The organism is Methylobacterium phyllosphaerae (genome assembly GCF_001936175.1).
Taxonomy (GTDB): domain Bacteria; phylum Pseudomonadota; class Alphaproteobacteria; order Rhizobiales; family Beijerinckiaceae; genus Methylobacterium; species Methylobacterium fujisawaense.
The window spans coordinates 431,075-456,019 of sequence record NZ_CP015367.1 but is presented as its reverse complement, the minus strand read 5'-3'; the positions used below and the strand labels follow the sequence as shown (position 1 = coordinate 456,019).

General features: G+C 71.0%; 21 protein-coding genes. 12 read left to right on the top strand and 9 right to left on the bottom strand.

Annotated features, from left to right (window positions below; translation table 11 throughout):
* Positions 1-90 precede the first annotated feature (90 nt).
* From MCBMB27_RS02195 to MCBMB27_RS02180, 4 genes are all read left to right on the top strand, one after another.
* On the top strand, positions 91-825 hold the full coding sequence (locus tag MCBMB27_RS02195; RefSeq protein WP_043354966.1) for a methyltransferase domain-containing protein: 735 nt from the start codon (positions 91-93) through the stop codon (positions 823-825).
* A gap of 67 nt (positions 826-892) precedes the next feature.
* Complete coding sequence (locus tag MCBMB27_RS02190) at positions 893-1,606, top strand: MarC family protein (RefSeq protein WP_043354982.1); 714 nt, start codon at positions 893-895, stop codon at positions 1,604-1,606.
* Positions 1,607-2,289: 683 nt separating this feature from the next.
* A complete protein-coding gene (locus MCBMB27_RS02185) occupies positions 2,290-3,123 on the top strand; it encodes a nucleotide-binding protein (protein ID WP_043354968.1) in 834 nt (277 codons plus the stop codon).
* The gene (locus MCBMB27_RS02180; protein WP_075379762.1) at positions 3,120-3,563 is read left to right on the top strand and encodes a hypothetical protein; all 444 of its coding nucleotides are present in this window, start codon (positions 3,120-3,122) and stop codon (positions 3,561-3,563) included. The genes MCBMB27_RS02185 and MCBMB27_RS02180 overlap by 4 nt, the downstream gene beginning before the upstream one ends.
* 64 nt (positions 3,564-3,627) lie before the next feature.
* On the opposite strand, the gene pbpC is transcribed toward MCBMB27_RS02180, so the two are convergent.
* The 4 genes from pbpC to MCBMB27_RS02160 all read right to left on the bottom strand — a co-directional run bounded on the left by pbpC (position 3,628) and on the right by MCBMB27_RS02160 (position 10,049).
* On the bottom strand, positions 3,628-5,760 hold the full coding sequence (gene pbpC / locus MCBMB27_RS02175; RefSeq protein WP_075379761.1) for a penicillin-binding protein 1C: 2,133 nt from the start codon (positions 5,758-5,760) through the stop codon (positions 3,628-3,630).
* 120 nt (positions 5,761-5,880) lie between these two features.
* Positions 5,881-6,129 (bottom strand): hypothetical protein, encoded by a 249-nt coding sequence (locus tag MCBMB27_RS02170; RefSeq protein ID WP_236952867.1) that lies wholly within the window; start codon positions 6,127-6,129, stop codon positions 5,881-5,883.
* A gap of 111 nt (positions 6,130-6,240) precedes the next feature.
* A complete protein-coding gene (locus tag MCBMB27_RS02165) occupies positions 6,241-9,654 on the bottom strand; it encodes an acyl-[ACP]--phospholipid O-acyltransferase (RefSeq protein WP_043388838.1) in 3,414 nt (1,137 codons plus the stop codon).
* A gap of 146 nt (positions 9,655-9,800) precedes the next feature.
* Positions 9,801-10,049, bottom strand: coding sequence for a hypothetical protein (locus tag MCBMB27_RS02160; RefSeq protein WP_043354976.1), 249 nt, complete (start codon positions 10,047-10,049; stop codon positions 9,801-9,803).
* Positions 10,050-10,227: 178 nt separating this feature from the next.
* On the opposite strand from MCBMB27_RS02160, the gene MCBMB27_RS02155 reads away from it, so the two are divergent.
* On the top strand, positions 10,228-11,238 hold the full coding sequence (locus MCBMB27_RS02155; protein WP_075379759.1) for an SDR family oxidoreductase: 1,011 nt from the start codon (positions 10,228-10,230) through the stop codon (positions 11,236-11,238).
* 58 nt (positions 11,239-11,296) lie between these two features.
* On the top strand, positions 11,297-12,172 hold the full coding sequence (locus tag MCBMB27_RS02150) for an MBL fold metallo-hydrolase (protein WP_043756023.1): 876 nt from the start codon (positions 11,297-11,299) through the stop codon (positions 12,170-12,172).
* Here the strand turns inward: MCBMB27_RS02150 and MCBMB27_RS02145 are convergent.
* Genes MCBMB27_RS02145 through nthA form a run of 3 tightly spaced genes read right to left on the bottom strand, consistent with a single transcriptional unit; the run spans position 12,160 to position 13,807 of the window.
* On the bottom strand, positions 12,160-12,483 hold the full coding sequence (locus MCBMB27_RS02145) for a nitrile hydratase accessory protein (RefSeq protein WP_043388833.1): 324 nt from the start codon (positions 12,481-12,483) through the stop codon (positions 12,160-12,162). The genes MCBMB27_RS02150 and MCBMB27_RS02145 overlap by 13 nt on opposite strands.
* Complete coding sequence (nthB, locus tag MCBMB27_RS02140) at positions 12,480-13,139, bottom strand: nitrile hydratase subunit beta (RefSeq protein ID WP_075379757.1); 660 nt, start codon at positions 13,137-13,139, stop codon at positions 12,480-12,482. The genes MCBMB27_RS02145 and nthB overlap by 4 nt, the downstream gene beginning before the upstream one ends.
* Positions 13,136-13,807, bottom strand: coding sequence for a nitrile hydratase subunit alpha (nthA, locus tag MCBMB27_RS02135; RefSeq protein ID WP_075379756.1), 672 nt, complete (start codon positions 13,805-13,807; stop codon positions 13,136-13,138). The genes nthB and nthA overlap by 4 nt, the downstream gene beginning before the upstream one ends.
* A gap of 201 nt (positions 13,808-14,008) precedes the next feature.
* On the opposite strand from nthA, the gene MCBMB27_RS02130 reads away from it, so the two are divergent.
* Together MCBMB27_RS02130 and MCBMB27_RS02125 are read left to right on the top strand one after the other, a co-directional pair.
* The gene (locus tag MCBMB27_RS02130; RefSeq protein ID WP_043358038.1) at positions 14,009-14,710 is read left to right on the top strand and encodes a sigma-70 family RNA polymerase sigma factor; all 702 of its coding nucleotides are present in this window, start codon (positions 14,009-14,011) and stop codon (positions 14,708-14,710) included.
* A gap of 108 nt (positions 14,711-14,818) precedes the next feature.
* Positions 14,819-15,091 carry a hypothetical protein gene (locus MCBMB27_RS02125; RefSeq protein ID WP_139231585.1) on the top strand — a complete coding sequence of 91 codons (273 nt, stop codon included), beginning with the start codon at positions 14,819-14,821 and terminating at the stop codon, positions 15,089-15,091.
* Positions 15,092-15,184: 93 nt separating this feature from the next.
* Here MCBMB27_RS02125 and MCBMB27_RS02120 read toward each other — a convergent pair whose 3' ends face one another.
* On the bottom strand, positions 15,185-16,576 hold the full coding sequence (locus MCBMB27_RS02120) for an amidase (protein ID WP_075379754.1): 1,392 nt from the start codon (positions 16,574-16,576) through the stop codon (positions 15,185-15,187).
* Between the two features lie 5 nt (positions 16,577-16,581).
* Positions 16,582-18,183 carry an ABC transporter substrate-binding protein gene (locus MCBMB27_RS02115; protein ID WP_052083552.1) on the bottom strand — a complete coding sequence of 534 codons (1,602 nt, stop codon included), beginning with the start codon at positions 18,181-18,183 and terminating at the stop codon, positions 16,582-16,584.
* 209 nt (positions 18,184-18,392) lie between these two features.
* On the opposite strand from MCBMB27_RS02115, the gene MCBMB27_RS02110 reads away from it, so the two are divergent.
* Genes MCBMB27_RS02110 through MCBMB27_RS02095 form a run of 4 tightly spaced genes read left to right on the top strand, consistent with a single transcriptional unit; the run spans position 18,393 to position 24,934 of the window.
* Positions 18,393-19,937, top strand: a complete 1,545-nt coding sequence (locus MCBMB27_RS02110; protein WP_075381849.1) for an acetolactate synthase large subunit — start codon at positions 18,393-18,395, stop codon at positions 19,935-19,937.
* Positions 19,934-22,291 (top strand): penicillin acylase family protein, encoded by a 2,358-nt coding sequence (locus tag MCBMB27_RS02105; RefSeq protein WP_075379753.1) that lies wholly within the window; start codon positions 19,934-19,936, stop codon positions 22,289-22,291. Before MCBMB27_RS02110 ends, MCBMB27_RS02105 begins: the two co-directional genes overlap by 4 nt.
* Positions 22,292-22,322: 31 nt before the next feature.
* The gene (locus tag MCBMB27_RS02100) at positions 22,323-23,795 is read left to right on the top strand and encodes a M81 family metallopeptidase (RefSeq protein ID WP_075379752.1); all 1,473 of its coding nucleotides are present in this window, start codon (positions 22,323-22,325) and stop codon (positions 23,793-23,795) included.
* Positions 23,792-24,934 carry a M20/M25/M40 family metallo-hydrolase gene (locus tag MCBMB27_RS02095; protein ID WP_075379751.1) on the top strand — a complete coding sequence of 381 codons (1,143 nt, stop codon included), beginning with the start codon at positions 23,792-23,794 and terminating at the stop codon, positions 24,932-24,934. The genes MCBMB27_RS02100 and MCBMB27_RS02095 overlap by 4 nt, the downstream gene beginning before the upstream one ends.
* Positions 24,935-24,945 lie beyond the last annotated feature (11 nt).

The following is a 24,945-nucleotide window of genomic DNA, read 5'->3' as shown; positions in this document are numbered from 1 at the left end:
TGGTCCCGCCGGGTTCCTCCGACGCTTGCCGCGCGGCGCGCGGCTCACCATTGAGTACAACGACCGTTCCGATCGCGATCTTCTGTTCCCATGCGTCTCGACGTCAACGGCTTGCGGGCCTTCTACGCCAGCCCTCTGGGCCGCACGACGCATCGTGTGGTCGGCCGCGCGCTCCACGATTTCCTCGGCTCGGTCTCGGGGCTGCGCGTCCTCGGGATCGGCTACGCGACGCCCTATCTCGGGCCGGTCCACTATATCGCCGAGCGCACGCTCGCCTTCATGCCGGCCACGCAGGGCGTGGTGAACTGGCCGAGCACCGGGCGTTCCTGCGCGGCTTTGGCCGATCCCACCATGATGCCGCTGCCCGAGGCCGCCATCGACCGGGTCATCCTGGTCCACGCCCTCGAATCGGTGGAGAGCCCGACAGAGCTGCTGCAGGAGGTCTGGCGGACCCTCACCCCGGGCGGCCGCATGATCCTGGTGGTGCCCAACCGCCGGGGCGTCTGGGCGCGCCGGGAGGCGACGCCCTTCGGTCACGGCCAGCCCTACAGCCGCTCGCAGCTCGGACGGCTGATGCGGGATACGCTGTTCTCGCCGGTGAGCTGGGCCGAGACCCTGTACATGCCGCCGGCACGCTCGCGCCTGATGCTGCGCACCGGACCCGCCTGGGAGTGGCTCGGCACCAGCCTGTCCCTGCCCTTCGCGGGCCTGCACGTGGTCGACGCGACGAAGCAGCTGTACCGGCCCGTCGCCGTGCAGCAGGTGCGGCGCGCCCGCCGTCTCGCGCCGGCCCGTGTGCTGGTGCCGGCCCCCTCCCCGGGCTGATCCGGATGCGCGATCCCCATCCACGGCGGTCGATGGTCCAGGACAGCGTGCGATCCGGTTGGACCCGATGAGCCTCGACCTCACCACCCAGCAGTTCCTGCTCGCCCTGTCGGCCCTGTTCTCGATCGTGAACCCGATTGGGGGTGCGTTCATCTTCGCGCAGGTGACGAGCGCCTTCAGCCACGCCGAGCGCGTGCTGCTGTCGCGGCGGATCGGCGGTTACGCCGCCCTGGTGATGCTCGGCGCCCTCTGGGCGGGCACGCCGATCCTCAATTTCTTCGGCGTGACGCTGGGGGCGCTGCGCATCGCCGGCGGCCTCGTGGTCATGTCGTCGGCCTGGACGCAGCTGAACCGGCCGGAGGCGCGGGAGGCGCGCAAGCAGGCCGAGGCCTCGGGCTCGGCGGGCCGCGGCGCCGTCTCGACAGAGCCGCAGGGCGATCCGGCACCGGGCCCCCTCTCCGACATCGCCTTCTTCCCCCTGACGCTGCCGTTCACCACGGGACCGGGGACGATCGCGGTTGCCATCACCCTGGGGGCGAACCGGCCGACGGCCTATGCGGAGCGGTTCAGCTTCTACATCGGCGTCACGCTGGCAGCCCTCGCGGTCGCCGCCACGGTCGCCGTGCTCTACGCCTCCGCCGACCGGGTGGTGGCGTTCATAGGCCCGGCCCGCGCCCGGGTGATGGGCCGCCTCTTCGCCTTCCTGCTGCTGTGCGTTGGCACGCAGATCCTGGTGAACGGCCTCCTGGACGTGTTCGCCCCCCTCGCTGCGGCCCGCTGACGTCCGCGCGCGCACCCGTCATTCGCGAAGTGCTGAGGGCCGCCCCGGATCGGATCGTTTCGACGGGCCTTTCCCGTCACATGCCGGATATGCGGAGGGGCTCGCTATCCGTCCGGACGAATCTGCCGAATTGAGGATTATGTCTGCCGTATATCGATGAGTATAAGAAAATTACTCATTTAATCGACGATTAGTGCGTTGTGATCAAATATAAAAGTTTTTTAATGATCGCACGTTAGACGGAGATTTAAGAGTAAAACTGATAAGACCTGGCTTGCGTTGTTTCCTGTGGCGCGCCAGATCTTTCCAGAACTCGGCTGCGGCGAAGCGAAAGCTTCCGGGTCCAACCGTCGAAGAAAGAGATCCAGGAACGGAGTGCCTACCGTGGCGACGGACGCCAATCCGAGACGCCTATCGCCGGGGGGACGCGAAGGGACGGCGCACGCGACCGCGCTCGGCCCAGGCCAGCGTCACCGGTGGGGCTCCCCGCCCCCGTCGGCACCGGCATGATCGGATCCTTCCCTCACGAAGGCCCGAGAGCCCTTTGCGCGATCGCGCCGTCGGGAGCCCGCACCGCGTCCCCGGAGCGCCCGTGCGGGCTGGTCCCGTGACCCCCGAATGCCCGCAGACCCGGTGCCGCGCGTGCCGAGGCCGTCCTGCATGAATCAGCAAGGAGACAGCGCATGACCGACACGTCCCAGAGTAAAGTTCCGGCCTGGTACAGCCCGGACGAGATCCAGGACATCCAGCGCGATCTTCTGGGCTCTGCCGCGAAGGTTCTCGTCCTCTGCCTCGGCGGCAAGGGCGGCGTCGGCAAGACCACCATCGCCCTTCAGGTGGCCGATCTCTGTGCGGAGGCGGGTCCGGTGCTGGCGATCGACACCGATCCGGCCAACCGGCATTTCCACACCGCGCTCATGCAGGAGACCAACCCCGGCAGCGACAATTTCGTGGCGCGCAGGTCCGGAATCACCGGCTTCCGGCAGCGCCTGCGTGCCGAAGACAGCACGGGGCGCGTCGACCCGACCCTGTGCCAAGACCTGATCGAACGGGTCATCGAGACCCCCGAACGCTTCATCGTGGTCGACTTCCCGGCCGGCGATACCGAGACGACGCGCCGCTGTGCCGAGATCATCGTGGAGAGCTGCCGGGAGGCGAATATCCGCCTCGCTGTGGTCGTCGCGGCCGGCGCGGTCGATCCCACCGCCCTGGAGGTCCTCAGGGAACTCCGGCCCATGCTGATCGAGTGCGATCGGGCGATCCTGGCCAAGAACACCGCCCAGGCGACGAATTTCGATTATCTCGAATCGTCCGATCTCGTGCGCTCCCTGCGCAAGCAGTCGAACTTCCGCGTCATCGAGGTGGAGCGGATCGGCGAGCGGCTGATCGAGGCCCTGCGGGTCCAGCACATGACCTGGCAGGCCCTGGCGAACAGCGCGCCGATGCGCCTTCGGGTCGAGGGCCGCCGCCTGCGGCGCAACTTCCACACGGCGTGGCGGGATGCCCTTCGGCCGTGACCAACCTCGAGCGGTTCTACCGGTCGGTCCATGGCCGCGATCTGCAGCCCTGGGAGCGCCAGCTCGCCGTGCGGATCGCGGCCGCCCTCAACACCACGACGGACGACGACTTCGTCGTCCACCTGCTGCTCGTGTACATGTCCACCAACGCCATCACCAACATGTACAACGAGCTGGTGGCGGCGCGGAATCGTCTGGCCGAAGACAACCAGGATCTGATCCGGGCGCTGACGGGCGACCTGCGCCGCAACAGATTGATGAGCTACGTGCTGCTCGGTGTGGCAGCCCTCGGCGTCCTCGTGAGCGCCGGGATCCTCGGCACCGTCCTCAGCCTGTCGCACGGGTCCGCGGCCAGCGCGACGCGGATCGCCGCCGCGCTGGAGGTCTGCGGGCAGCGCGGCGCCGCCGACACACCGCGCGGGTTCGGGATCGGCCGCTGATCCAGACGCATCCGGATTCCACTGCGGCGCCCGGTGCTGCGCCGGCAGCCAGGATTGCGTAAGCCTATTCGAGCCGGACAGACACGCTGTCGCTGGCGCCGGTCGCATCCAGGACCGAGATCCGGGCGAAGCCTGCGCCCCCCGGCACCCATTCTGCCCGCCGTCGCGGCGTCTGAATGACCGGCTGACCATCGACCAGCCAGGTGAGCGGTGGCACCCCGCCCAGGGCCTTCAAGGCGAGGCCCGGACCGCCATCCGCCGCGCCGTGGGCGTCCGCGCCGAGGCCGAGATCGATCCGCGCCCCGTCCGGCGGATACGCGATCCGCAGCGCCGGGCCCGCCGTCTCGGCCGCCTCGCGGCGCAGGTGCTGCAGCGGCGGCGGCAGGCGCCCCGTCCCAACGACCAGCGCATCCCGCGGCTGCGGGACCGGCTCGGGCTCGATCCCGAGGCGCGCGAAGGCGTCGAACAGGAGCGGCGCCGCGACCGTCCGGCCCACGAGCCCCGGCACCGCGGCGCCGTCCGGCCGACCGGCCCAGACGACGACCGTGACGTGACGGTCGAAGCCCGCCGCCCAGGCGTCGCGGTACCCGTAGGAGGTGCCGGTCTTGTAGGCGATGCGATTGGGCAGGGCGTTCTCCGGCGGCGGTGTCCCGCGCAGGATGTCGGCGACGTACCAGGCGGCCACGGGCTCCGCGACGCGGTGCCGGGATTCGGCCGCGACCCCGTCGGCGCGGCGCAGCAGGTCTGGAACCGCGCCGCCGCGGGCGAGCCCGGCATAGAGACGGGCGAGATCGGTGAGCGTGATTCCGAGCCCGCCCAGTGCGACCGGCAACCCCGGCGCGGCCTCTCGGGGGAGCTGAATCCCGGCCCCGGCGGCGCGCAGCCGGGCGATGAAGCGGGCGGGCCCCACCGCGTCCATCAATTCGACCGCCGGCACGTTGAGCGAAAGCTGCAGGGCCCGGCGGGCCGTCACCGTGCCCTGGAAGGTCAGGTCGAAATTCTCCGGGGCGTAGCTTGCCGAGAAGCGGGCGGGCCGGTCTTCCAGCAGCGTCTCGGGATGCGCGAGGCCGTCCGCGAAGGCCATGGCGTAGACGAACGGCTTCAGCGCCGAGCCGGGGGAGCGCACCGCCAGGGTCATATCGATGGCGCCGCGCCGGGACGGGTCGAGGTAGCCGGCGCTGCCCACCTGGGCGAGCACCCGCCCGTCACGATTGTCGAGGACGAGGATCGCGGCCGAGAGGTCCGGCCCGGCGGCGGCTGCGCGCTCGGCCGCCAGCGCTTCCAGTCTCTCCTGCAGGCGGCCGTCGATGGCAAGGCGGATCGTTGCAGCCTCCGGGTCGGCCGCGACCGCCTCCTCGGCGGCATGCGCCGCGAGCATCGGGAACGGCCGGCGCGCCGTCGGCACCGGCTCGGCCCGGGCGGCCTCGGCCTCGGCCGCGGTGAGGATGCCGCGGGCCTGCGCGACGGCTAGGACCCGATCGCGGGCGGCGCGGGCGCGGTCCGCGAACCGGTCCGGGCGGCGGGTCTCGGGCGATTGCGGCAGGGCGACGAGGAGAGCCGCCTGCGCCGCGGTCAGCCGCACCGGCTCCCGCCCGAAATACGCGATGCTCGCCGCCCGGACGCCCTCCAGCGGACCGCCATAGGGGGCCAGCGCCAGATAGAGATCGAGGAGCCCGGACTTCCCGAGACGTCGCTCCAGCGCGACCGCGCGCACCATCTGGCGGAGCTTGGCCGCGAGGGAGCGCTCCCGTCGCGGCTCGACCAGGCGGGCCACCTGCATCGACAGGGTCGAGGCACCCGAGACGATGTGGCCCCGGACCAGCCACTGGAGGGCGGCGCGCAACACCGCGGCCGGATCGATGCCGGGATGATCGGCGAAGCGGCGGTCTTCGAAGGCGAGCAGCATGGCCCGATAGCGTGGATCGACCGTCTCCGTGGTGACCGGCAGGCGCCAGCGCCCGTCCCCTGTCGCGAAAGGGCGCAGCAGCGTGCCGGCCCGGTCCAGCACCACCGTCGAGCGCGCCTCTGCGGGGCTGAGGTCGAGGGGGGGAAGCGCGTCGGCGAAACGCCAGAGCGCGCCGACGCCGGCCACAAGGAGGCTCAGACCGAGCGCGGCGGCTCCGAAAGCCAGCCGCGAACCGATGCGCCGCGCCCGCGGGGGCGCCGGCCTGCTCGGATCGGACCCGTCGTGCGGCACGCATCCCCCCGGTTCCGGCTCCGACGGCGCAGGATTTACCGTTCCGGCGCGGCCGACAAGTCCCCCGGCGATCCCGGGCGCCGACCGCGCGCGACCGTCCGGTCCGGGCGAGGCCCGACCCTACGCCGTGCCGACCACGCGCAGGTCCTCGAGGACGGGGCGATCCGGGCGGTTCATCCGGACCGGAAAGGGCACGACGTTGGAGGGGATCGGGGCCGCCACCGGTTCGGAGGGCGCCGCCGCCTTGCCGGGCTTCGTCCAGCGCCCGATCCGCTTGAAATAGGTCCGCCTCGCCAGCCAAGCGGGAATAGGCCTGCCCTTCTGCATGATCTGCCCCTCGTCGAACCGACCCGCGTCCCCCTCAGACACGCAACCCGTACGCGCCGAGCGTCTCGAATCGCGGCTGTATGCGCGATACCATCGGATCCCGGGGCACCCCGCATCCCCCGTTTGGGTGACGCGGGGCGTGAGGGCCTCCGGTCAGGCGGCCGCCGTCTCTTTCGCGCGCTCCAGGGCCAGCTTGGTGACGGCCACTTGGTCGATCTTGCCGGTGCCGAGCATCGGGATCGCCTCCAGCACCACGACTTCGGCCGGGATCGCCACGTCCGAGGCGCCACGGCTCTTGGCGAAGCTCTGATAGGCCGCCCGGGTGGCGCCCGTCTCCTGCGTGAACAGGACCAGCCGCTCGCCCTTGCGCGGGTCCGGCAGCGCCGCCACGGCGCTCGGACGATCGGGCCAGAGTTCGGCGGCCAACGCCTCGACGCCGGCGAGCGAGACCATCTCCCCCGCGACCTTGGCGAAGCGCTTCGCCCGGCCCTTGATCGTCACGAAGCCCATCGGGTCGATCGCCACGATGTCACCGGTGTCGTGCCAGCCCCCCGGCGGCGGCTCCAGGACGCCCGGCTTCTCGGCGCGCAGATAGCCCAGCATGATGTTGGGGCCGCGTAGCGACAGGCGGCCGCCCTCGTCGATCCCCGGCACCGGGTCCAGGCGGGTCTCGATACCGGGCAGGATCCGCCCGACCGTGCCGAAGCGGTTGAACATCGGCGTGTTGAGCGCCACGACCGGTCCGCATTCGGTGACGCCGTAGCCCTCCAGGATGCGCAGCCCGAACTTCTCGGCATAGGTCCTCCGGGTCGTCTCCTTCACGGCCTCGGCGCCGGCGACGACGTAGCGCAGCGAGCGCAGGTCGTAGGAATGGGCGGCCCGGGCATAGCCCGTGAGGAACGTGTCGGTCCCGAACAGAACGGTGCTGTTCGAGCCGTAGATCAGCTCCGGGACGATCCGGTAGTGCAGCGGCGACGGGTAGAGGTAGACCGGCACGCCCGAGACCAAGGGCAGGATCAGCCCGGCCGTCAGGCCGAAGGCGTGGAACACGGGCAGGACGTTGAACACCTTGTCCATCGGCCCGAAATCGATCCGGGCCGCCACCTGCGCCACGTTGGCGAGCATGCAGCGGTTGGCGAGCACCACACCCTTCGGCGTGCCCTCGCTGCCCGAGGTGAACAGCACCGCCCCCGGATCCTCGCCGCGGCGGGCCACGAGGGGGCGCCGGGGCGCGAGAAAGCCCCGGATCTTGTCCCCGGTGGTGATGCCCGCCCGCACGTCCTCCAGGTAGACGAGCTCCACCGAGTCGCGGATCGCCTCCACGAGCGGTCCGAGCCGCCCCTTCTCGATGAAGGCCCGGGAGGTGAGGATCCGGCTCACCTCGGCCGCCCGGCAGGCGGAGAGGACGTTGGCGGGGCCGGCCGAGAAATTGATCATTGCCGGGACCCGGCCCGCGGAAGCCAGCGCGAAGAGCGTCACGGCGGCGCCGTTGGCGTTCGGCAGCATGACGCCGATCCGCCCGCCGAGGGGCGCGAGCGGCATCAGCTTGCGGCCGAGGATGTTGGCGCCCATCACGAGCCGGCCGTAACTGAGCTTTCCGCCGACCGGGTCCTCCAGGGCGTTGCGGCGCCAGCCGTGAAGCTCGCCCGCCTCGATCAAAGCCGCCATCAATCCGCGGTCGATGTCGGTGGTGCGGAAGACGAGGTCCGACATGATGCCGTAGAGGGCCGCACCGGCCGCCTGCCGTCGCGCCTTGCCCTTGAGGGCCGGGTCCACCGTCAGGCGCACCGGCGGCATCACCGTCACGACGACTTTGGGCCACCAGCGGCGGCTGACCTGCCGGCGGGAGAGGCGCGAGAACGCGGTGCGCTCCAGCCCGTCGATCTTCACGGGCACCACCATCGCGTCGGACTTGTCGGCGATGAGCCCGGCGCCGTCATAGACCTTCATCAGGCTGCCGGTGACGGTGAGCCGACCCTCGGGGAAGATGATCAGGGTCTCGCCGCCCTTGACCGCATTGATCAGCGTCCGGGTGGCCAGCGGCCGGGTCGGGTCCAGGGGCATCGCCTTGGTGACGCGCAGGAACGGCCGCACCCACCAGCGCTGCGCGATTCCGCTGTCGATGGCGAAGACCGGCTCCTGCTCGAGGAGCGACAGGGCCAGCGGCGCGTCGAGGAACGAGACGTGGTTGAGCGCCACGATGGCGTTCGGCCCGGCCGCCGCGAGGTTGTCGAAGCCCCGGACTTCCAGGCGATAGAAAGCCCGGAACAGGATCGACAGGGCGTCGCGGAACGGGCTGGTCGGCAGGGTCGCGAACACGATCGCGCCGACGAGGACGTTCAGCACCGCCACCACGGCGAGAAGGCTCGCGATCGACAGGCCCGCGCCCTGCAGACCCGCGAGCGCCAGGGTGCCGGCCACCATGAAGGCCGCCGTCATGACGTTGACCGCGCCGATGATTCGCGCCCGCATCGCCTTCTCGGCCCAGGCCTGCACGGCCGCGAAGGACGGGACGATGTAGAGGCCTCCCGAGACCGCGAGTCCGAGGAAGTCGATCCCGGCGCGCAGGCCGTGGCCGGTCTGCAGGAACGCGAGGGGCCCGATCGGCTCCGCGGGGGGCGCCGGGAGATGGCCGACCGTCCAGGCGAGATCGAGGCCGAACAGCCCCATCAGAACCGCGCCCACCGGCGTCGGCAGCAGCACGATCCGGCCGCTGGCGAGCCACGAGGCGAGGCCGGAGCCCAATGCGATGCCGATGGAGAAGAGCGCCAGGAGCAGCGTGATCACCGTCTCGGTGCCGTTGAAGGCGCCGCGGACCAGGACGGGCAGCAGCGACAGCACCACCACGCCGACGAGCCAGAACCAGCTCACGGTGAGCGAGCCGCGCCACAGGCGCGTGTCGGCCCAGAGGTCGCGCAGCAGCGCGTAGGTGGAGCGGGCGACGTTCGGGTCGACGCGCAGGTCCGGTGCCCCCTCCCCGGTCGCCGGGATCATCCGGGCCGAGAGCCAGCACAGGACGGCGAAGCCCATCACCAGGGCGCCGAACACGATTCCGGACCCGCCCATCGCCGAGGCCGCGCCCGCCGCGATCGTCCCCAGCAGAATCGCCAGGAAGGTCGCCGCCTCCACCAGGGCGTTGCCGGCGGGCAGCTCCTCGCGCCGGAGATGGTCCGGAAGGATCCCGTACTTGATCGGGCCGAACAGGGCCGCGATCGTTCCGAACAGGCCGAGCGCGACGAACAGGATCGGCACGGAATGCAGCAGGAAGCCGAGCACGGCGGCGCCGGCCGCGAAGATCTCGGCGAACTTGAGCCGCCGGGCCATCAGGGCCTTATCGTACCGGTCGGCCCACTGGCCGCCGAGCCCTGACAGGATGAAAAACGGCCCGATGAAGACGGCGCTCGCCAGGGTCACCAGGACGCCGGCATGGGCATCCGCCTGGCCGCCGATGCCGAACAGGATCAGGAAGGCCAGCGCGTTCTTGAGAAAATTGTCGTTGAACGCCGAGAAGAACTGGCACCAGAACAGCGGCGCGAACCGCCGCGCAGTCATCAGGGTACGGAACATGGCATTCTCTCGGTTCCGACCCTGACTGGCCTACGAGAGACGGTCAGGTCAAATCGGACCGATGCGAACGCACAGGGATCACGGCCGTCGCGGTGTCGGACCGTGTGAACCGGCACCGCCCGTGGCGGATCGGCCGGCAGGCCGCGTCAGGTCTTCGGGGCCAGGCGCTCCTTCCGCCCGACGTGCCGGGCGATGAGGGCGTGCAGCGAGGCGCCGAGGTCGTAGGACCAGTACATGTGGGCCGCGAGCGTCGTGATCACGAAGAGCGCGGCCCCGGCCGCACAGGCCGGCAGCAGCAGCAGGAACGTCAGCACCATCCCGACGGCGGTCCGCTCGGCCAGAGAGGCCTGCGGCCAGGGATCGATCGGCAGGGAGAAGCGTCGTCCGGTGCGCATGGCTGCGACCCTCGATGGTTCGGCATGACGCGGTACAGGCAGTCAACAGCTGTGGCCGTCGGACGTTGCGTCGCCGGAACGGAATTCGGCCGCCCCGTGACGATGCGGCCCGGTCCGACGACGCAACCGAGGGCGTCGATCCGTGTTGCCGGTTCGATCTGTCGACGGTGAGGTGGGTATGGCACGGGTTGCGGTCGTCACTGGGGGCACGGCCGGGATCGGGCTCGCCACGGCCCATGAATTCGCTGCGCGCGGCTGGTCGGTGGCGGTGATCGCACGGGATCCGGGTCGTCTCGCCGCGGTGGAGCGGGCGCTGGCCGCCTACGGCCAGCCGGTCCTGGCGATCGGGGCCGACGTGGCCGATTCGCAGGCCGTGGACGGGGCCGCGGAACAGGTGGAGCGCGAACTCGGCCCGATCCGCGCCTGGGTCAATAACGCCATGTCGACCGTGGTGAGCCCGGCTGATCGGATCACGCCGGACGAATATCGGCGGGTCACCGAGACCACCTATCTCAGCCAGGTCTACGGGACGCTCGCCGCCCTGCGCTACATGAAGCGGCGCGATCGCGGCGCGATCATCCAGGTCTCGTCCGGTCTGGCGATCCGGGCGGCGCCGCTGCAGGCGCCCTATTGCGCGGCGAAGTTCGCGGTGTCGGGCTTCACCGACGCCCTGCGCTGCGAGCTGCTGCACGACCGGGTCAATGTCAGCCTCAGCGTGATCTACCTGCCGGCGGTCAACACGCCCCAGTTCAACTGGGCGCGCAACCGCACCGGGCACCGCCAATTCGCGCCGGATCCGGTCTTCGACCCGCGGCTCTGCGCCGAGGCGATCCTGTACGCGGTCGAGCATCCGCGCCGGGAGGTCTGGGTCGGACGCTCGTCGATGATGATGGCCGCAGCGCAGGCGCTGGCGCCGGCGCTCGCCGACCGCAAGGCTGCATCCATGTGGTCGGCGCAGCTCTCCGACGAGACCATTCCCGCCATGGCGGGCAACCTCTACGAGCCCGTGCCCGGTTCCGTCGGGATCGACGGCCGATTCTCCGACAGGACCAAGGCGAGCCGGACCGAGTTCGCCACGAGCCGCACCCGCGATCTCCTGGTCGCCGGCCTCGCCGGGCTGGCGCTCGTCGGGCTTGCCGGCACCGTCCATGCCGCCCGTTCGGCGCGCCGGCTGCCTCAGAGGACCTGACGGCTGCGTCCGAGCGCGCCGCCTGTTACACGATCCGCCTCGAGGAAGGTCCACCACGATGCCCGGCTACCTGCCCTTCGCGGGCGCCCTGAAGCTGCCCGCCTATACCTGCGACAATTGCGGCTTCTGGCAGCGACACTTCGAAACGCCGGCCGCCTGCCCGATGTGCCTCGACGCCCGCCACGTGGTGCCGCAGGATGGCTGGCGCTTCCGCACCGCCCGCGAGGCGCAGGAGGCCTTCCCCTGTCACTGGCAGGAGCTGGAGCCGGGCGTCTGGCGCTTCTGGAACGAGCCGGTCTCCGGCATCGGGCCCTCCGCCTACCTGATCCAGACCGAGCACGGGAATATGGGCTTCGAGGGCTGCCCGGTCTTCAGCGAGGCCGCCCTCGACCAGATCGCCCGGCTCGGCGGCATGGCGGTCCTCTCGGCCTCGCACCCGCATTCCTACGGGGCGCTGCCGCAGCTCCAGGACCGGTTCGACCCGGAGCTATGCCTGCCGGCGGCCGACTTCACCTGGAGCGCCGCGCTCCAGGTGAGCTGGCCCTACGACGATTTCCTCGAGCCCCTGCCCGGCCTGGAACTGCACCGGACCGCCGGCCATTTCGATGGCCACGCGGTCCTGTACGACCGGTCGCGGAAGATCTGCTTCTGCGGCGACGCGCTGAAATTCGAACTCGACCCAGACGATTTTCGCCGCGCCACGACGATCTCGGCCCACAAGGCCTTCGTCCGCGGGGTACCGCTCACGCCGAGCGAACTGCGCCGCTACCGTGACGTGTTCGAGCGCCTCGACTTCGTCCAGACCTGGACGCCGTTCGAGCCCGCGCGCAATTGCGGGCGGCCCGAGGTCCTGGCCTTGCTCGACCAGCTGATGAGCGGCCGGTCTCACGCGGCTCCGGTGCCGCTCGACGGGCTCCGGCCTCAGGGCCGGTAGAGCGGATCGTTCTCCAGGCGGATCGGCTGGCCGTGGGGCGTGGCCTCCGCGGCCCGCAGGAAGGCCGCGGTCCGCGCCGCGACGGTCTCGGGTCCGGCCACGCCGCGCTCGGCCAGGAGCGCCTCCAGCGTCGCGAGCCACGCGCCGTAATCGGCCGCCTGCTCCGGCGCGCCCGCCGGGCGGATCTCCCGCCCGAGGCGCGCTGCCCATTCCGACCACGTGAACACTCCGGCTTCCCGCAGGGCGACCACCAGCGCGAAGACCTGCGCCTCCCAGGGCGCCGCGAAGGCGTTCGGCGACGGATCGGTCACGCGGGCTCCAGATAGGGTTCGAAGGCCGCCACCGTGACGATGCCGCCCGAATCGCCGCTCTCGCCCCACAACTCCTGCGCGGTGAAGGCCACCGTGTAGAGCCATGTCGGGTTCTCGCCCGCCCCGTAGGCGTTGGTGTCGGGGAAGACGAAGACACCGTCGACGCGCACAATCCGGCCGTGCCTGCCCCGGACGTAGCGCGGCAGCCGCGTATGGCCGGTTGGGTGATCATTGCGCGCCCGGATCGCGTCGCCCACCGCGAAACGGGCCGCGGCAGCGGCGGTGCGGCTGCTCGGGAAGCCGGCCCGGAAGCGCTCTTCCAGTCCCTCGCGGTGCAGGACGCGCGCGACAGGCTCGGCCGGGGCCGCGGACTTGCCGGCCTCGATCTCGGCCTGCGTCGCCAATCCGGTGGCGGCGACCTGCTTCTCCAGGGCCTTCAGCCAGATCTCGTAGTAGCTCGCCGCAAGGTACTCCGCGGGCGGCAAGGATTCCCGATTGGCGCGGCTGCCGTCGAGGTTCCACGCACCCGTGTAGCCCATGGCCATCGCCATCGCGAAGACGCGGCGCTCCCAAGGGGCGTGGAAGACCGGCTCGTCCGGCTCCGGCGTCACCGGCCCGAAGCCGTGGCAGCCGCCGAGATCCTGGGCGCCGTTCATACCGGCATCTCCACGGGCGAGGCCGGTATGCCCTTGGGCAGGCCCGTGCCGATCATGGAATCGCGGGTCACGAGGGCGGCCAGCGACTCCTCGGAAAAGCCCTCCGTCTCGGCAGGCCGCATGGGCAGGACCATGTAGCGGGTCTCGGCCGTCGAGTCCCAGACGGTGATGCGGGTGGTTTCCGGCAGCGTCACCCCGAACTCGGCGAGAACGCCGCGCGGGTCGATCACCGCCCGGGCCCGGTAGGGCGGCGCCTTGTACCAGACCGGGGGCAGGCCGAGCACCGGCCACGGGTAGCAGGAGCACAGGGTGCAGACGACGAGGTTATGCGTCTCCGGCGTGTTCGCGACCACCACCATGTGTTCGCCGCCGCGGCCGCCGATCCCCAGTTCGGCGATGGCCGGCGTGGCGTCGGCCAGGAGCCGCGCCCGGTATGCGGGATCGGTCCAGGCCCGTGCCACGACCCGGGCGCCCGCATGCGGGCCGACCTTGGTCTCGTAGAGTTCGACCAGGGCATCGAGCGCCGCCGGGTCGACATAGCCCTTCTCGGTGAGCAGGGATTCGAGGGCGCGCACCCGGGCCTCCACCGGCGACAAGGCGCTGCCATGGTGATGATCGTGCTGATGATCGTGGTGATCATGCTCATGATCGGCGTGATCGTGGCTCATCCCGCTCTCCTGGCTGCGCGCAGTGTGCATCCCCCGAGGGGGCGGCGCCAGTCCGGCTGCGCGGATCCGATTCGTCCGTCTTGCCGGGCGCTCTGCCTAAATTCCCTGTCACGTTCGGGAGCGTTTGGCATAGGTTCAGAATTTTACCGCTACCGACGTTAGAGCGATTCCAGTAAATCGGTGTTGGAGGCGGAAAGATTCATGACTGATGCTGCTGCGGACCTGCCCGACGCCGTCGTACGTGCCCGGGATGACAGCTACGCCGCAGCCATCGGCCAGCACCTCGTCCTGCCGATCCGCGAGTATTTCCGGGTCGTCGAGCAGGAGCCGCTGCCGGCGCAGCTCGCCGCCTTGGTCACCCGGTTCGAGGTGGCGATCAAGGCGCATGGCGACACGGTGCCCTTCGACTTCCGCGGCGACATCATCAAGGCCTTGCCGGCTCTGCGCACCTTCGCGCTGTCGCTCGTCGGCGATGTGAGTCGCGCCGACGATCTGGTGCAGGAGACCTTCGTGAAGGCCTGGGCGAACCAGCAGAAGTTCCGGCCGGGCACGAACTTCACCGCTTGGCTGTTCACCATCCTGCGCAACCAGTTCTACACGGACCTGCGCAAGACGCGGCGGGAGGTGGAGGATGTGGACGGGACGCATGCGGGTCAGATGAGCAGCCCCTCCGACCAAGAGGATGCCAGCACCCTCAAGGTCGTCTGGGAGCGTCTCGGCGACCTGCCCTCGGCACAGCGGCAGGCGCTGCTGCTGGTGGGGGCGGAGGGTCACACCTACGAGGAGGCCGCCCTGAAGCTCGGCTGTCAGGTCGGGACCGTCAAGAGCCGGGTGAGCCGGGCCCGGTCGTCGCTGCTCGATACCCTCGGCGTCGTGGTCTCGGGCCAGGCACCGGCTGTCTGAGCCGGCGGCTCGGCGGCATGCCGGTCCGGCTGATTGGTCTTCGGCGCTAAGGCGATCGTAAGCCGTGGCCGCGTAGGCTCCTGGCGATCTCCGCGACGGGCCGCGCGCATGGACGCTTCGTCTCAAGACGGCGGAAGCGCCGCGCACCGGGGGCTGGCGCACCCGGTGGTCATCGCCTTCGGTCTTTGCCTCCTCGGACTCGCTTGCTCCTGGGCCATCTGGCGGCTCGGTCTCGTCACCGAGGATTCCGCCTGGATGAGCGCGTTCCTCTGTGCCGTGATCTTTCTCAGCTTTCTGTCGGTCTGGTTCAGAGCGCTGATCTTGAACCTGAAGGCGTTCTGGGCGCTCGTCGTCTGGATCTGGACTCTATTCGCCCGCTGATGCCCGGTGCAGGGCGGCGCGGCGGACGTGTTCCTTTCGCCGCGCCGTCCCGTGAGCCGGTGATGGAGCCGGCGGCACGCATCCGAACGCCCCTCACATCGGCGGCCGGCGCAGGTGCCAGTCGGTCGCCCGCTGGTAGGCCTGTCCGATCCGCAAAGCCGTTGCCTCTTCGTATCCCCGGCAGACGATCTGCAGCGAGAGCGGCAGGCCGGAGCCGGTGAAGCCGTTCGGCAGAGCCAGGGCACAGAGGTCGAGCAGGTTGCCGAAGCGGGTGAAGCGCGACGGCAGGTGCGCCTCGTCGACGGCGGCGAGGGCCACGGCCGCGCTCTCGGTGGTCGGCGTCAGCAGGGCGTCGATCCCCTCGAGGGCGGCAGCGTATTGCTCTTTCATCGCGGCCCGCCGGTGAAGCGTGCCGAGGTACGCCTGGGCCGAGACCGTCGCGCCGGCCAGGATCCGCCCCCGCACGGCGTCGCCGAGTTGCGCGGACGGGTCCTCCGCCAGGCTCCCATTGACGAAGTAGGCCTCCGCGTTGGTGATCTCGGTCAGCGCCATGCAGTCGCTGAACCGGAACGGCAGATCGACATCCACGATCTCCGCCCCCTGCCCGGCCAGGAGGTCCAGGGCCGCGTCGTAGGCGGCCAGCATGTCGGGGGCGACCCCGTCCCGTTCCGAGGCTGGCATCCGGCCGAGGCGCAGACCGCGGACGCCGCGGGTGAGGGTGGGCCAGGGGGCGTCCGGCTGGATCCCGCGGGTGGTCGGGTCGCGGGGATCGGGGCCGGAGATCGCCTCGTAGAGAAGCGCGGCATCCTCCACGGTGCGGGCCAGCGGTCCGGGCGTATCGAGGGTCATAGACAGCGGCACGATCCCCCAGGTCGAGACGCGCCCGACCGTCACCTTGAGCCCCGTCAGCCCGCAGAAGGCGGCCGGCAGGCGCACCGATCCGCCGGTGTCGGTGCCGATGCCCCAGGGGGCCATCCGGGCCGCCACCGAAACGCCGGTGCCGCTGCTCGAGCCGCCGGGGGTGCGCGGCGTCTCGGTGTCCCAGGGATTCCACGGTGTGCCGAGATGCTGGTTCGTGCCCCAGCCGCCATAGGCGAACTCCACCGTGTGGGTCTTGCCGAGCACGATCATGCCCTGGCCGATGAGGCGCTTGGCGATCGTCGCGGTGCGCTCCGCCCGCCGGGCCCGGTGGGCGGCCGAGCCGCCCATGGTGATTCGGCCCTCCAGGTCGATCAGGTCCTTGAGCACGACTGGGACGCCATGGAACGGCCCCACGGCATGGCCCGACCGGATCGCCCGGTCGGCGCCCTCGGCGGCGAGGCGGGCATCGGCGGCGAAGACCTCCGTGAAGGCCTGGAGCTTGGGCTCCAGCCGGTCGATCCGCCCGAGAAGGGCATCGACGGCCTCGACCGGCGAGAGCGTCCGCCCCTGGATCGCCCGGGCGAGTTCGGCCGCGGAGGCGTGTACGGGATCGATGTCGGACATGGGTTCTACTGCACGCTGACGAGGGTGAGATCGACGAACCAGGATTGCGGCGAGACGAAACCGTGGATCTTCTTGGACATCCCGCGGGGATTGAGGTCGTGGACGACGAACAGCCAGGGCGGGTTGTCCACCAGGCGCTCATGGGCGGTCTTGGTCTGCGCGTCGATCACCTTGGCGTCGGTGGTCTCGGCAAGCGCCTTCAGGGCCGTGTCGAACGGGTCATCCTTCCAGTTGGGGAAGTTGAAGCCGTTGGGCGGGAACCGGTCGCCCGCGAAGTAGCGGGCCATGACGGCGGGATCCGACGAGGGCGAGGAGACATTGAGCGCCATCGCCCCCTGAAGGTTCGGCGCGTCGGGGAGCGCCCGGGCGGCGTTCAGCAGAACCTGCCATTCGACGACGTTGAAGGTCAGATCGACGTTGCAGGCCTGCTTCAGGTTCTCCTGCAGGTACTCGTTCATCGGCATCGGCAGCATCTGGCCCGAGCCGGAGGAGGAGATCATCACCTTGAGGCTGAGCGGCTTCTTGTCGGTGAAGCCGGCCTCGGCCAGCAGCGCCTTCCCCTTGGCGGCGTCGAAGGTGTAGCGGTTCTTCGGGTTGCCGAAATTCGGGTCCTTGTCGTTCAGCCACCCCGTCGCCGGCTCGGCGGTCCCGTTGAGGAGTTCGACGATGCCCGCCCGGTCGATGCAGTAGTTCAGGCCCTGCCGGACGCGCACATCCTTCAGCGGGCTGTCCTTGGCGCCGATGTTGAAGAGGTAGGGCCAGACATGCGGGTATGAGCCCGTGGTGATCGTGAAGCCCGCCTGTTTCAGCGACGGGATCGCGTCGGGCGCCGGTACCTCGATCCAGTCGACCTGGCCGGCCCGGAGGGCCGCGACCCGGGCATTCGCCTCCGGGATCGGCAGCAGCCGGACCTTGTCGACCTTGGCCATCCGGTCCGGGTCCCAGTAGCCGTCGAACTTGGCGAGATCGACCGCCTCCCGCGGGGCCACGCGGGTGATCCTGAACGGGCCCGTGCCGGCTGCCGGAAGCGCCGCGACCTTGCTCCAGTCGCGCCCCGCCTTCTCGAAGGAGGTGGGCGAGGTGAAGAGCACGTAGACCACCATGTAGGGGAAGTACGAGGCGACCTGCGTGGTGGTGATCTGCACGGTCGAATCGTCGATCTTCCTGTAGCTCCCGACGAGCGGCGCCCGCGCCCGTGTGATTCCGGCGCCCTGGGCCTCGAATTGCGGGCTGTCGTTCTTGAAGTAGCGGTCGAGATTCCAGATCACCGCGTCGGCGTTGAACGGCGTCCCGTCATGGAACTTCACGCCCTGGCGCAGGTGGAAGGTCCAGACCGCCTTGTCGTTCGGATCCTGCTCCCAGCGCTCGGCCAAAGCCGGGATGAGCCCGGCGAGCTTGGTGGTGCTCTTGAGATCCCACTGCACCAGCCCCTCGAAGATCGGGTAGCCGAGGAAGCGCATCCCCTCGAAGCCGTTGTTGGGCATGCCCGTCGTGGTGGGGATGTCGCTCGCCGTCATGGCGATGCGCAGGACGCTCTCGGCGCTGGCCGATCCCGTCAGGGCCACGGAACCCGCCAGGGCGGCGGCAATCAGGCGGCGAAATGTCATCCGGATCCCAATCGTCGTAGTTGCGGCGCGCCAAGCGCAATTCCCGCGCCACGCTCAAGTTTAGGTCCTGCGTTCGGCGAACAGAAGATGCCGGACTTCGCCTCTTGCGCGTGGCGTCAGCCGCGTCACGATAATAAAAAATGCGATTCGCCGGCCAACTCGGCGGCACCGCGAGGGAGACACCCGTGACCGACGAGACGCCGCGCGCCATCAACGGGGCCGAGAGCTTGGTCCGGACCCTTGTCGAGGGCGGGGTCGAGGTGTGCTTCACCAATCCCGGCACGTCCGAGATGCATTTCGTCGCCGCCCTCGACCGGGTCGAGGGGATGCGCTGCGTCCTGTTCCTGTTCGAGGGCGGGGCGACGGGTGCCGCCGACGGCTACGCCCGCATGGCCGACAAGCCGGCCTCGACCCTGCTCCATCTCGGGCCGGGCCTCGCCAACGGATTGGCCAACCTCCACAACGCCAAGAAGGCACGCACCCCCGTCGTCAACATCGTCGGCGAGCACGCGACCTACCATCGGGAATACAACGCGCCGCTCACCTCCGACATCGAGGGGCTGGCCCATCCGATGTCGTCCTGGGTGCGGACCGGGATGAGCGCGACCGAGATCGGCTCCGACGGCGCCGCCGCCATCGCGGCCGCCCGTACCGCCCCGGGTCAGGTCGCGACGCTGATCCTGCCGGCCAACACCGCCTGGGATCCCGGCACCGGACCCGCGCCCGTGCCGCCGATCCCCGAGCGTGCGCGGGCGAGCGACGACGCGATCGCGGCGGCCGTGGAGGCGCTCCGGAGCGGCGAGCCGGTGCTCCTGCATCTCGGCGACCGGGCAGTCCGGAACGAGGGCCGGGTGATCGCCGACCGGATCGCCCGCAAGACCGGCGCGCAGCTGATGGCCATGACGTCGAATGCCCGGATCGACCGCGGCGCCGCCACCGTGCCGATCGAGCGCCTGCCCTACCCGATCGACCAGGGCATCGCGGCCCTGAAGGACTTCCGCCACATCATCCTGATCGGCGCGACCCCGCCGGTGGGCTTCTTCGCCTACCCGGGCAAGCCGAGCCTGCTGGCGCCGGAGGGCAGCACCACGATCACGCTGGCGACGCCCGAGGAGGACCAGATCGACGCCCTCGAGCGGCTCGCCGAGGCCGTCGCGGCCCCGCCCGCCGAACCGGTCGCCGTCGGCCCGCGGCCGAAGCTCCCGACCTCAGGTCCGCTGGACCAGGACACGATCGGGCAGGTGCTCGGCGCGCTGATCCCCGAGGGCGCGGTGATCTGCGACGAGTCGATCACGACGGGGCGCAACTTCTTCGCCCTGACCCGGGATGCCGCGCCCCATACCTGGCTCCAGCTCAGCGGCGGGTCGATCGGCCTCGGCATCCCGATGGCGACCGGCGCCGCCGTGGCCTGCCCCGACCGCAAGGTCATCAACCTGCAGGCGGATGGCAGCGGTCTCTACACGGTGCAGGCGCTCTGGACCCAGGCCCGCGAGCGCCTCGACGTGGTGACGCTCGTCTGGTCGAACCGCTCCTACGCGATCCTGCGGGCGGAACTCGCCAATGTCGGCGCGCTCAATCCCGGCCCGAAGGCGCTCGGCATGCTGAGCCTCGACGATCCGGCGGTGGATTGGGTGAGCCTCGCCCGAGGATTCGGGGTCGCGGGGCGGCGGGTCGAGACCCTGCCCGACTTCATCGCGGCGTTCGAGCACGCGCTGGCCAATGCAGGTCCGCACCTCATCGAAGTGGCTCTGTGAGCGGCGCGACCTATCCCCTCCCCGGCCTCGACGCGTCGGTGGAGATCCGCCTCGACCGCTGGGGGCTGGCGCATATCCGCGCCGGCACGGCGCTCGACGCCTTTCGGGCGCAGGGGTTCAACGCGGCCCGGGACCGGCTCTGGCAGCTCGACCTCTGGCGCAAGCGCGGCCTCGGCCTGCTGGCGGCGGATTTCGGGCCCGGCTACCTCGCCCAGGATCGCGCGGCCCGGCTGTTCCTCTACCGCGGTGACATGGCGGCCGAGTGGGCGGCCTACGGGCCGCAGGACACGCGGGCCATCGTCACGGCGTTCGTGGCGGGGATCAACGCCTACGTGACCCTGACCGAGGCGCGTCCCGAGCTGCGCCCGCCGGAATTCGCCGTGACGGACACGCGCCCGGCCCTGTGGCAGCCAGAGGACGTGGTGCGCATCCGCAGCCACGGGCTGATCCGCAACGTCCTGTCCGAGGTCGCCCGCGCACGGGTGTTCGCCCGTGCGGAGAGCCGGGCGGACGGGCTCGCCGCGGACGACCTGCGCAAGCGGATCAGCCCGCCCCACGAACCCATTGTCCCGGACGGTTTCGACGCCGTCGACTGGCCGGACGATCTCCTCGACGACTTCCGACTGGCCACGGCGACGGTGGGGTTCAGCCCGGACCGGATGGCGGCGACCCGCGCGGAGGCCTGGGACTGGTCCAAGGTCGACGCGCACGGAGCCGTCACGCGCGGCCCCCGCAGCGCGCCGAAGGAGCCGGCCGAGGGCTCGAACAACTGGGCGGTGGCGCCGTCCCGCACCGCCACCGGACGGCCGATCCTGGCGAGCGATCCGCACCGGGTCTACCTGCAGCCCTCGCTGCGCTACGCCGTGCACCTGACCGCCCCGGGGCTCGACGTGATCGGGGCCGGCGAGCCGGCCCTGCCCGGCATCTCCATCGGCCATAACGGCCAGGCCGCCTTCAGCCTCACCATCGCGCCGATGGACCAGGAGGATCTCTTCGTCTGCGAGACCGACCCGGCCGATCCCGACCGCTATCGCTCCGGCGACGGTTGGGCGGCGATCACGCGCATCACGGAGCGGATCCCGGTGCGCGGCGGACCGGACGAGACCGTCATCCTCGGCTTCACCCGGCACGGGCCGGTGCTTCGCGAGGACCAGGGCCGCGCCTTCGCGCTGCGGACCGTCTGGTCGGAGCCCGGCGCTGCCGCCTATCTCGGCAGCCTCGCCTATCTCGGCGCCACGACGCCCGAGGCCTTCGGCGAGGCCCTGCGCCATTGGTCGGCGCCCTCGGTGAACCAGCTCTACGCCGACACCGCGGGGCACATCGCGTGGTTCATGGCCGGCAAGGCGCCGGTCCGCCCCGGCCATGACGGATTGCTGCCGGTGCCGGGCGACGGCCGCTACGATTGGGCCGGCTTCCACGATCCCGGCGCCCTGCCCCGGAGCGTCGATCCGGCCTCGGGCTGGCTCGCCACCGCCAACGAGATGAACCTGCCGCCGGATTATCCCGCGGAGGATCGGAAGGTCGGGTTCGAATGGGCCGAGCCCTGGCGCGCCGGCCGTATCCGGGCGGTGCTCGGCGGGCCGGACCGGCACAGCCTCGCCGACTCGCAGGCGCTCCAGGGGGATGTCGTCTCCGAGCCGGCCCGGCGGCTGGCTGATCTGGTGCGGGCCCTGCCGGCGGCGGGCGATCCCGATGTCGCCGCGGCCCAGGCTCTGCTGGCGTCGTTCCACGGCGCCCTGCACCACGGCTCCGCGGCGGCGGCCCTCATCGAGGTGGTCTGGGTCCGGCACCTGCGCCCGGCCCTGCTCGCGGCGCTGGTGCCCGATGCCGGGACGCGGCGCCTGCTGCCGCCCGGCGACACGCAGAGCCTGATCGAGCGGCTGGAGACCGGTCTCGACCCGGCGGCGTGCGCGGCGCTGCTCACCGACGCCCTCGCCGCCGCCTACCGCACCTCCCGGGAGCGGATGGGCGCCGATCCGGCGGGTTGGTCCTGGGGCCGCCTGCACCACGCGCTGTTCGCGCATCCGCTGACCGCCCTGAGGCCCGATTCCCGCTGGGATATCGGTCCGCTGCCCGTGGGCGGAGCCGCGGCATCGGTCATGCACGCGGAGTACCGGACCGACACGTTCCGGCTCACCCACGGCGCCTCGTTCCGCATGGTCGTGGATGTGGGGGACTGGGACCGTTCGGTCTTCATCAACGTGCCGGGCCAGTCGGGGGACCCGGCAAGCCCGCACTACGCCGATCTGGCCCCGGTCTGGGGGCGCCAGGACTATGTGCCGATGCTCTACGGCCGCGCGGCCGTGGACGCGGCCACCGAGACGGTGATCACGCTGACCCCGAGCCCCGCCTGACCCGGCGGCCGGGACGGATTGGGACAGGACCTTGAAGATCTTCATCGCGGGTCTCGCCACAGAGACCAACACCTTCGCGCCCTTGCCCACCGGACAAGCGGCGTTTCACGCCGACTACGCCCGCCGCGACGGCAGCCGGAACCCGCCGAGCCTGAGCAATATCGGCCTCAAGGCCTGGCGCGCGATGGCCGAGGCGGACGGGCATGCGGTGGTCGAGAGCCTCTCGACCTTCGCGCAGCCCGGCGGCATCACCCTGCGGGCCGTCTACGAGGCGCTGCGCGACACCCTGCTGGAGGACCTGAAGGCGGCGATGCCGGTCGATGCGGTGCTGCTGTTCATGCACGGCGCCATGGTGGCGGAGGGCTATGACGACTGCGAGGGCGACATCCTGGAGCGGGTCCGCGCCATCGTCGGGCCGGACGCCACGATCGGCGTCGAGCTCGACCTCCACTGCCATCTCACCGAGACGATGCGGACCAACGCCGACGTCATCGTGATCTACAAGGAATACCCGCACACCGACATCGTCGACCGCGCCCGCGACCTGTATCCGTTGGTCGTCAAGACGGTGTCGAAGGACATCCGGCCGGTGATGGCGTACGCCGACTGCCGGATCGTCAACATGTGGCGCACCAGCCGCGAGCCGGTCGCGGGCTTCGTCCGCCGGATGGAGTCCCTGGAGGGGCGCGACGGCATCCTGTCGGTCTCCTTCGGGCACGGCTTCCCCTGGGGCGACGTGGCGGATGTCGGTGCCAAGATGCTGGTCGTCGCCGACGGTGATGCCGGCAAGGCGCAGGCGCTGGCCGATGAGCTGGCCGGCGCGGTCTGGGCGATGCGGGAAGAGGCCGCGAGCCGCTGCGATACGATCGACGCGGCCATCGATTTCGCCCTCGCCTCCGCCGACCCGCGCCCGATGGTCCTCGCCGACTTCGCCGACAATGCCGGCGCGGGCGCGCCTTCGGACAACACCGCGCTCCTCGCCCGCCTCGCAGAGCGGGGCGTCAAGGACGTGGCCCTCGGCCTGATCTGGGATCCCGGGGCGGTCGGCATCTGCCACGAGGCCGGGCTCGGGGCGTCTTTCACGCTGCGGATCGGCGGCAAGTGCGGCGTGACCTCCGGGAACCCGGTGGACCTGCGCGTCACGGTGCGCGGCCTGTCGGACAACCACAGCCAGACCGGCCTCAGCGGCGGCCACGCCCATCTCGGCCCCGCGGCCTGGGTCGAGGCGGACGGGATCCACGTGGTGCTGACCCACAAGCGCCAGCAGGCCTTCGCGCCCGACGCGTTCACGGGTCTCGGCCTCACCCTCGACGACAAGCGGATGGTTGTGGTGAAGTCGATGCAGCATTTCTACGCCGCCTTCGCGCCGATCGCGAGCGAGGTCCGCTACGTCGCGGCGCCCGGAGCCGTTCCGCCGGATTACGGCGCGATCCCCTACACCAAGCGGTCGGGCCACTACTGGCCGCGGGTCGCCGATCCGTTCGCCGAGGAGAAAGCCCGATGATTCCGGATCTGCGCTTCGACGCTCAGGACATCCTCGCGACCCTGCAGCCCTGGGTCCTGTGCGAGAGTCCCACCCACGACGCGGCGGCGGTCAATCGGATGATGAGCGTCGCCGCCCGCGATCTCGCGCTCCTCGGGGCGACCGTCGAGACGATCCCGGGCCGCATGGGCCTGAGCGACTGCGTCCGCGCGCGGTTCCCGCACCGGGACCGCGACCGGCCCGGCATTCTGGTGCTCGGCCATCTCGACACGGTGCATCCGGTCGGCACCCTCGGAAGCCTGCCCTGGCGGATCGAGGGCGACCGCGCCTACGGCCCGGGCATCCTCGACATGAAGGGGGGCAACGTCATCGCCCTGGCGGCGATCCGCGCCCTGGCGGCGGCCGGGATCGAGACGCCGCTGCCGGTGACCGTCCTGTTCACCGGCGACGAGGAGGTCGGCAGCCCCTCGACCCGCGACCTGATCGAGGCTGAGGCGGCCCGCCACGCCGTCGTGCTGGTGCCCGAACCCGGGCAGCCCGACAACGGCGTGGTTACCGGGCGTTACGCCATCGCCCGATTCGACCTCGAGGCCCTGGGCCGTCCGAGCCATGCCGGCGCCTCGCCCCACGAGGGGCGCTCGGCGATCCGCGCGATGGCGCGCAAGATCCTCGCGATCGATGCGCTCTCGGACGCCGACTGCACCGTCTCCACCGGGATCGTGTCGGGCGGGCAGTGGGTGAACTGCGTCTCGACCGTCTGCCGCGGGCAGGCGCTCAGCATGGCCAAGCGCCAGGCCGACCTCGACCGCGGCGTCGAGCGGATGCTGGCGCTGTCGGGCGAGGAGGACGGCGTCCGCTTCACCGTCACCCGGGGCGTGACCCGGCCGGTCTGGGAGCCGGATGCGGGCTGCATGGCGCTCTACGAGCAGGCGCGTGCCCTGAGCGGGGCGCTCGGCCAGCCCCTGCCTCATCGCAGCGCCGGCGGCGGCTCGGACGGCAACTTCACCGGCGCCAACGGTATCCCGACCCTCGACGGGCTCGGGCCGCTGGGCCAAGGCTACCACACCCTGGAGGAGCACGTGCTGATCGAGACCCTGCCGCAGCGGGCGCGGCTGTTCGCGGCCCTGCTGGCAAACCTCGGAGCCGCAGGCCGGTCCTGAGCCCGGCCGGC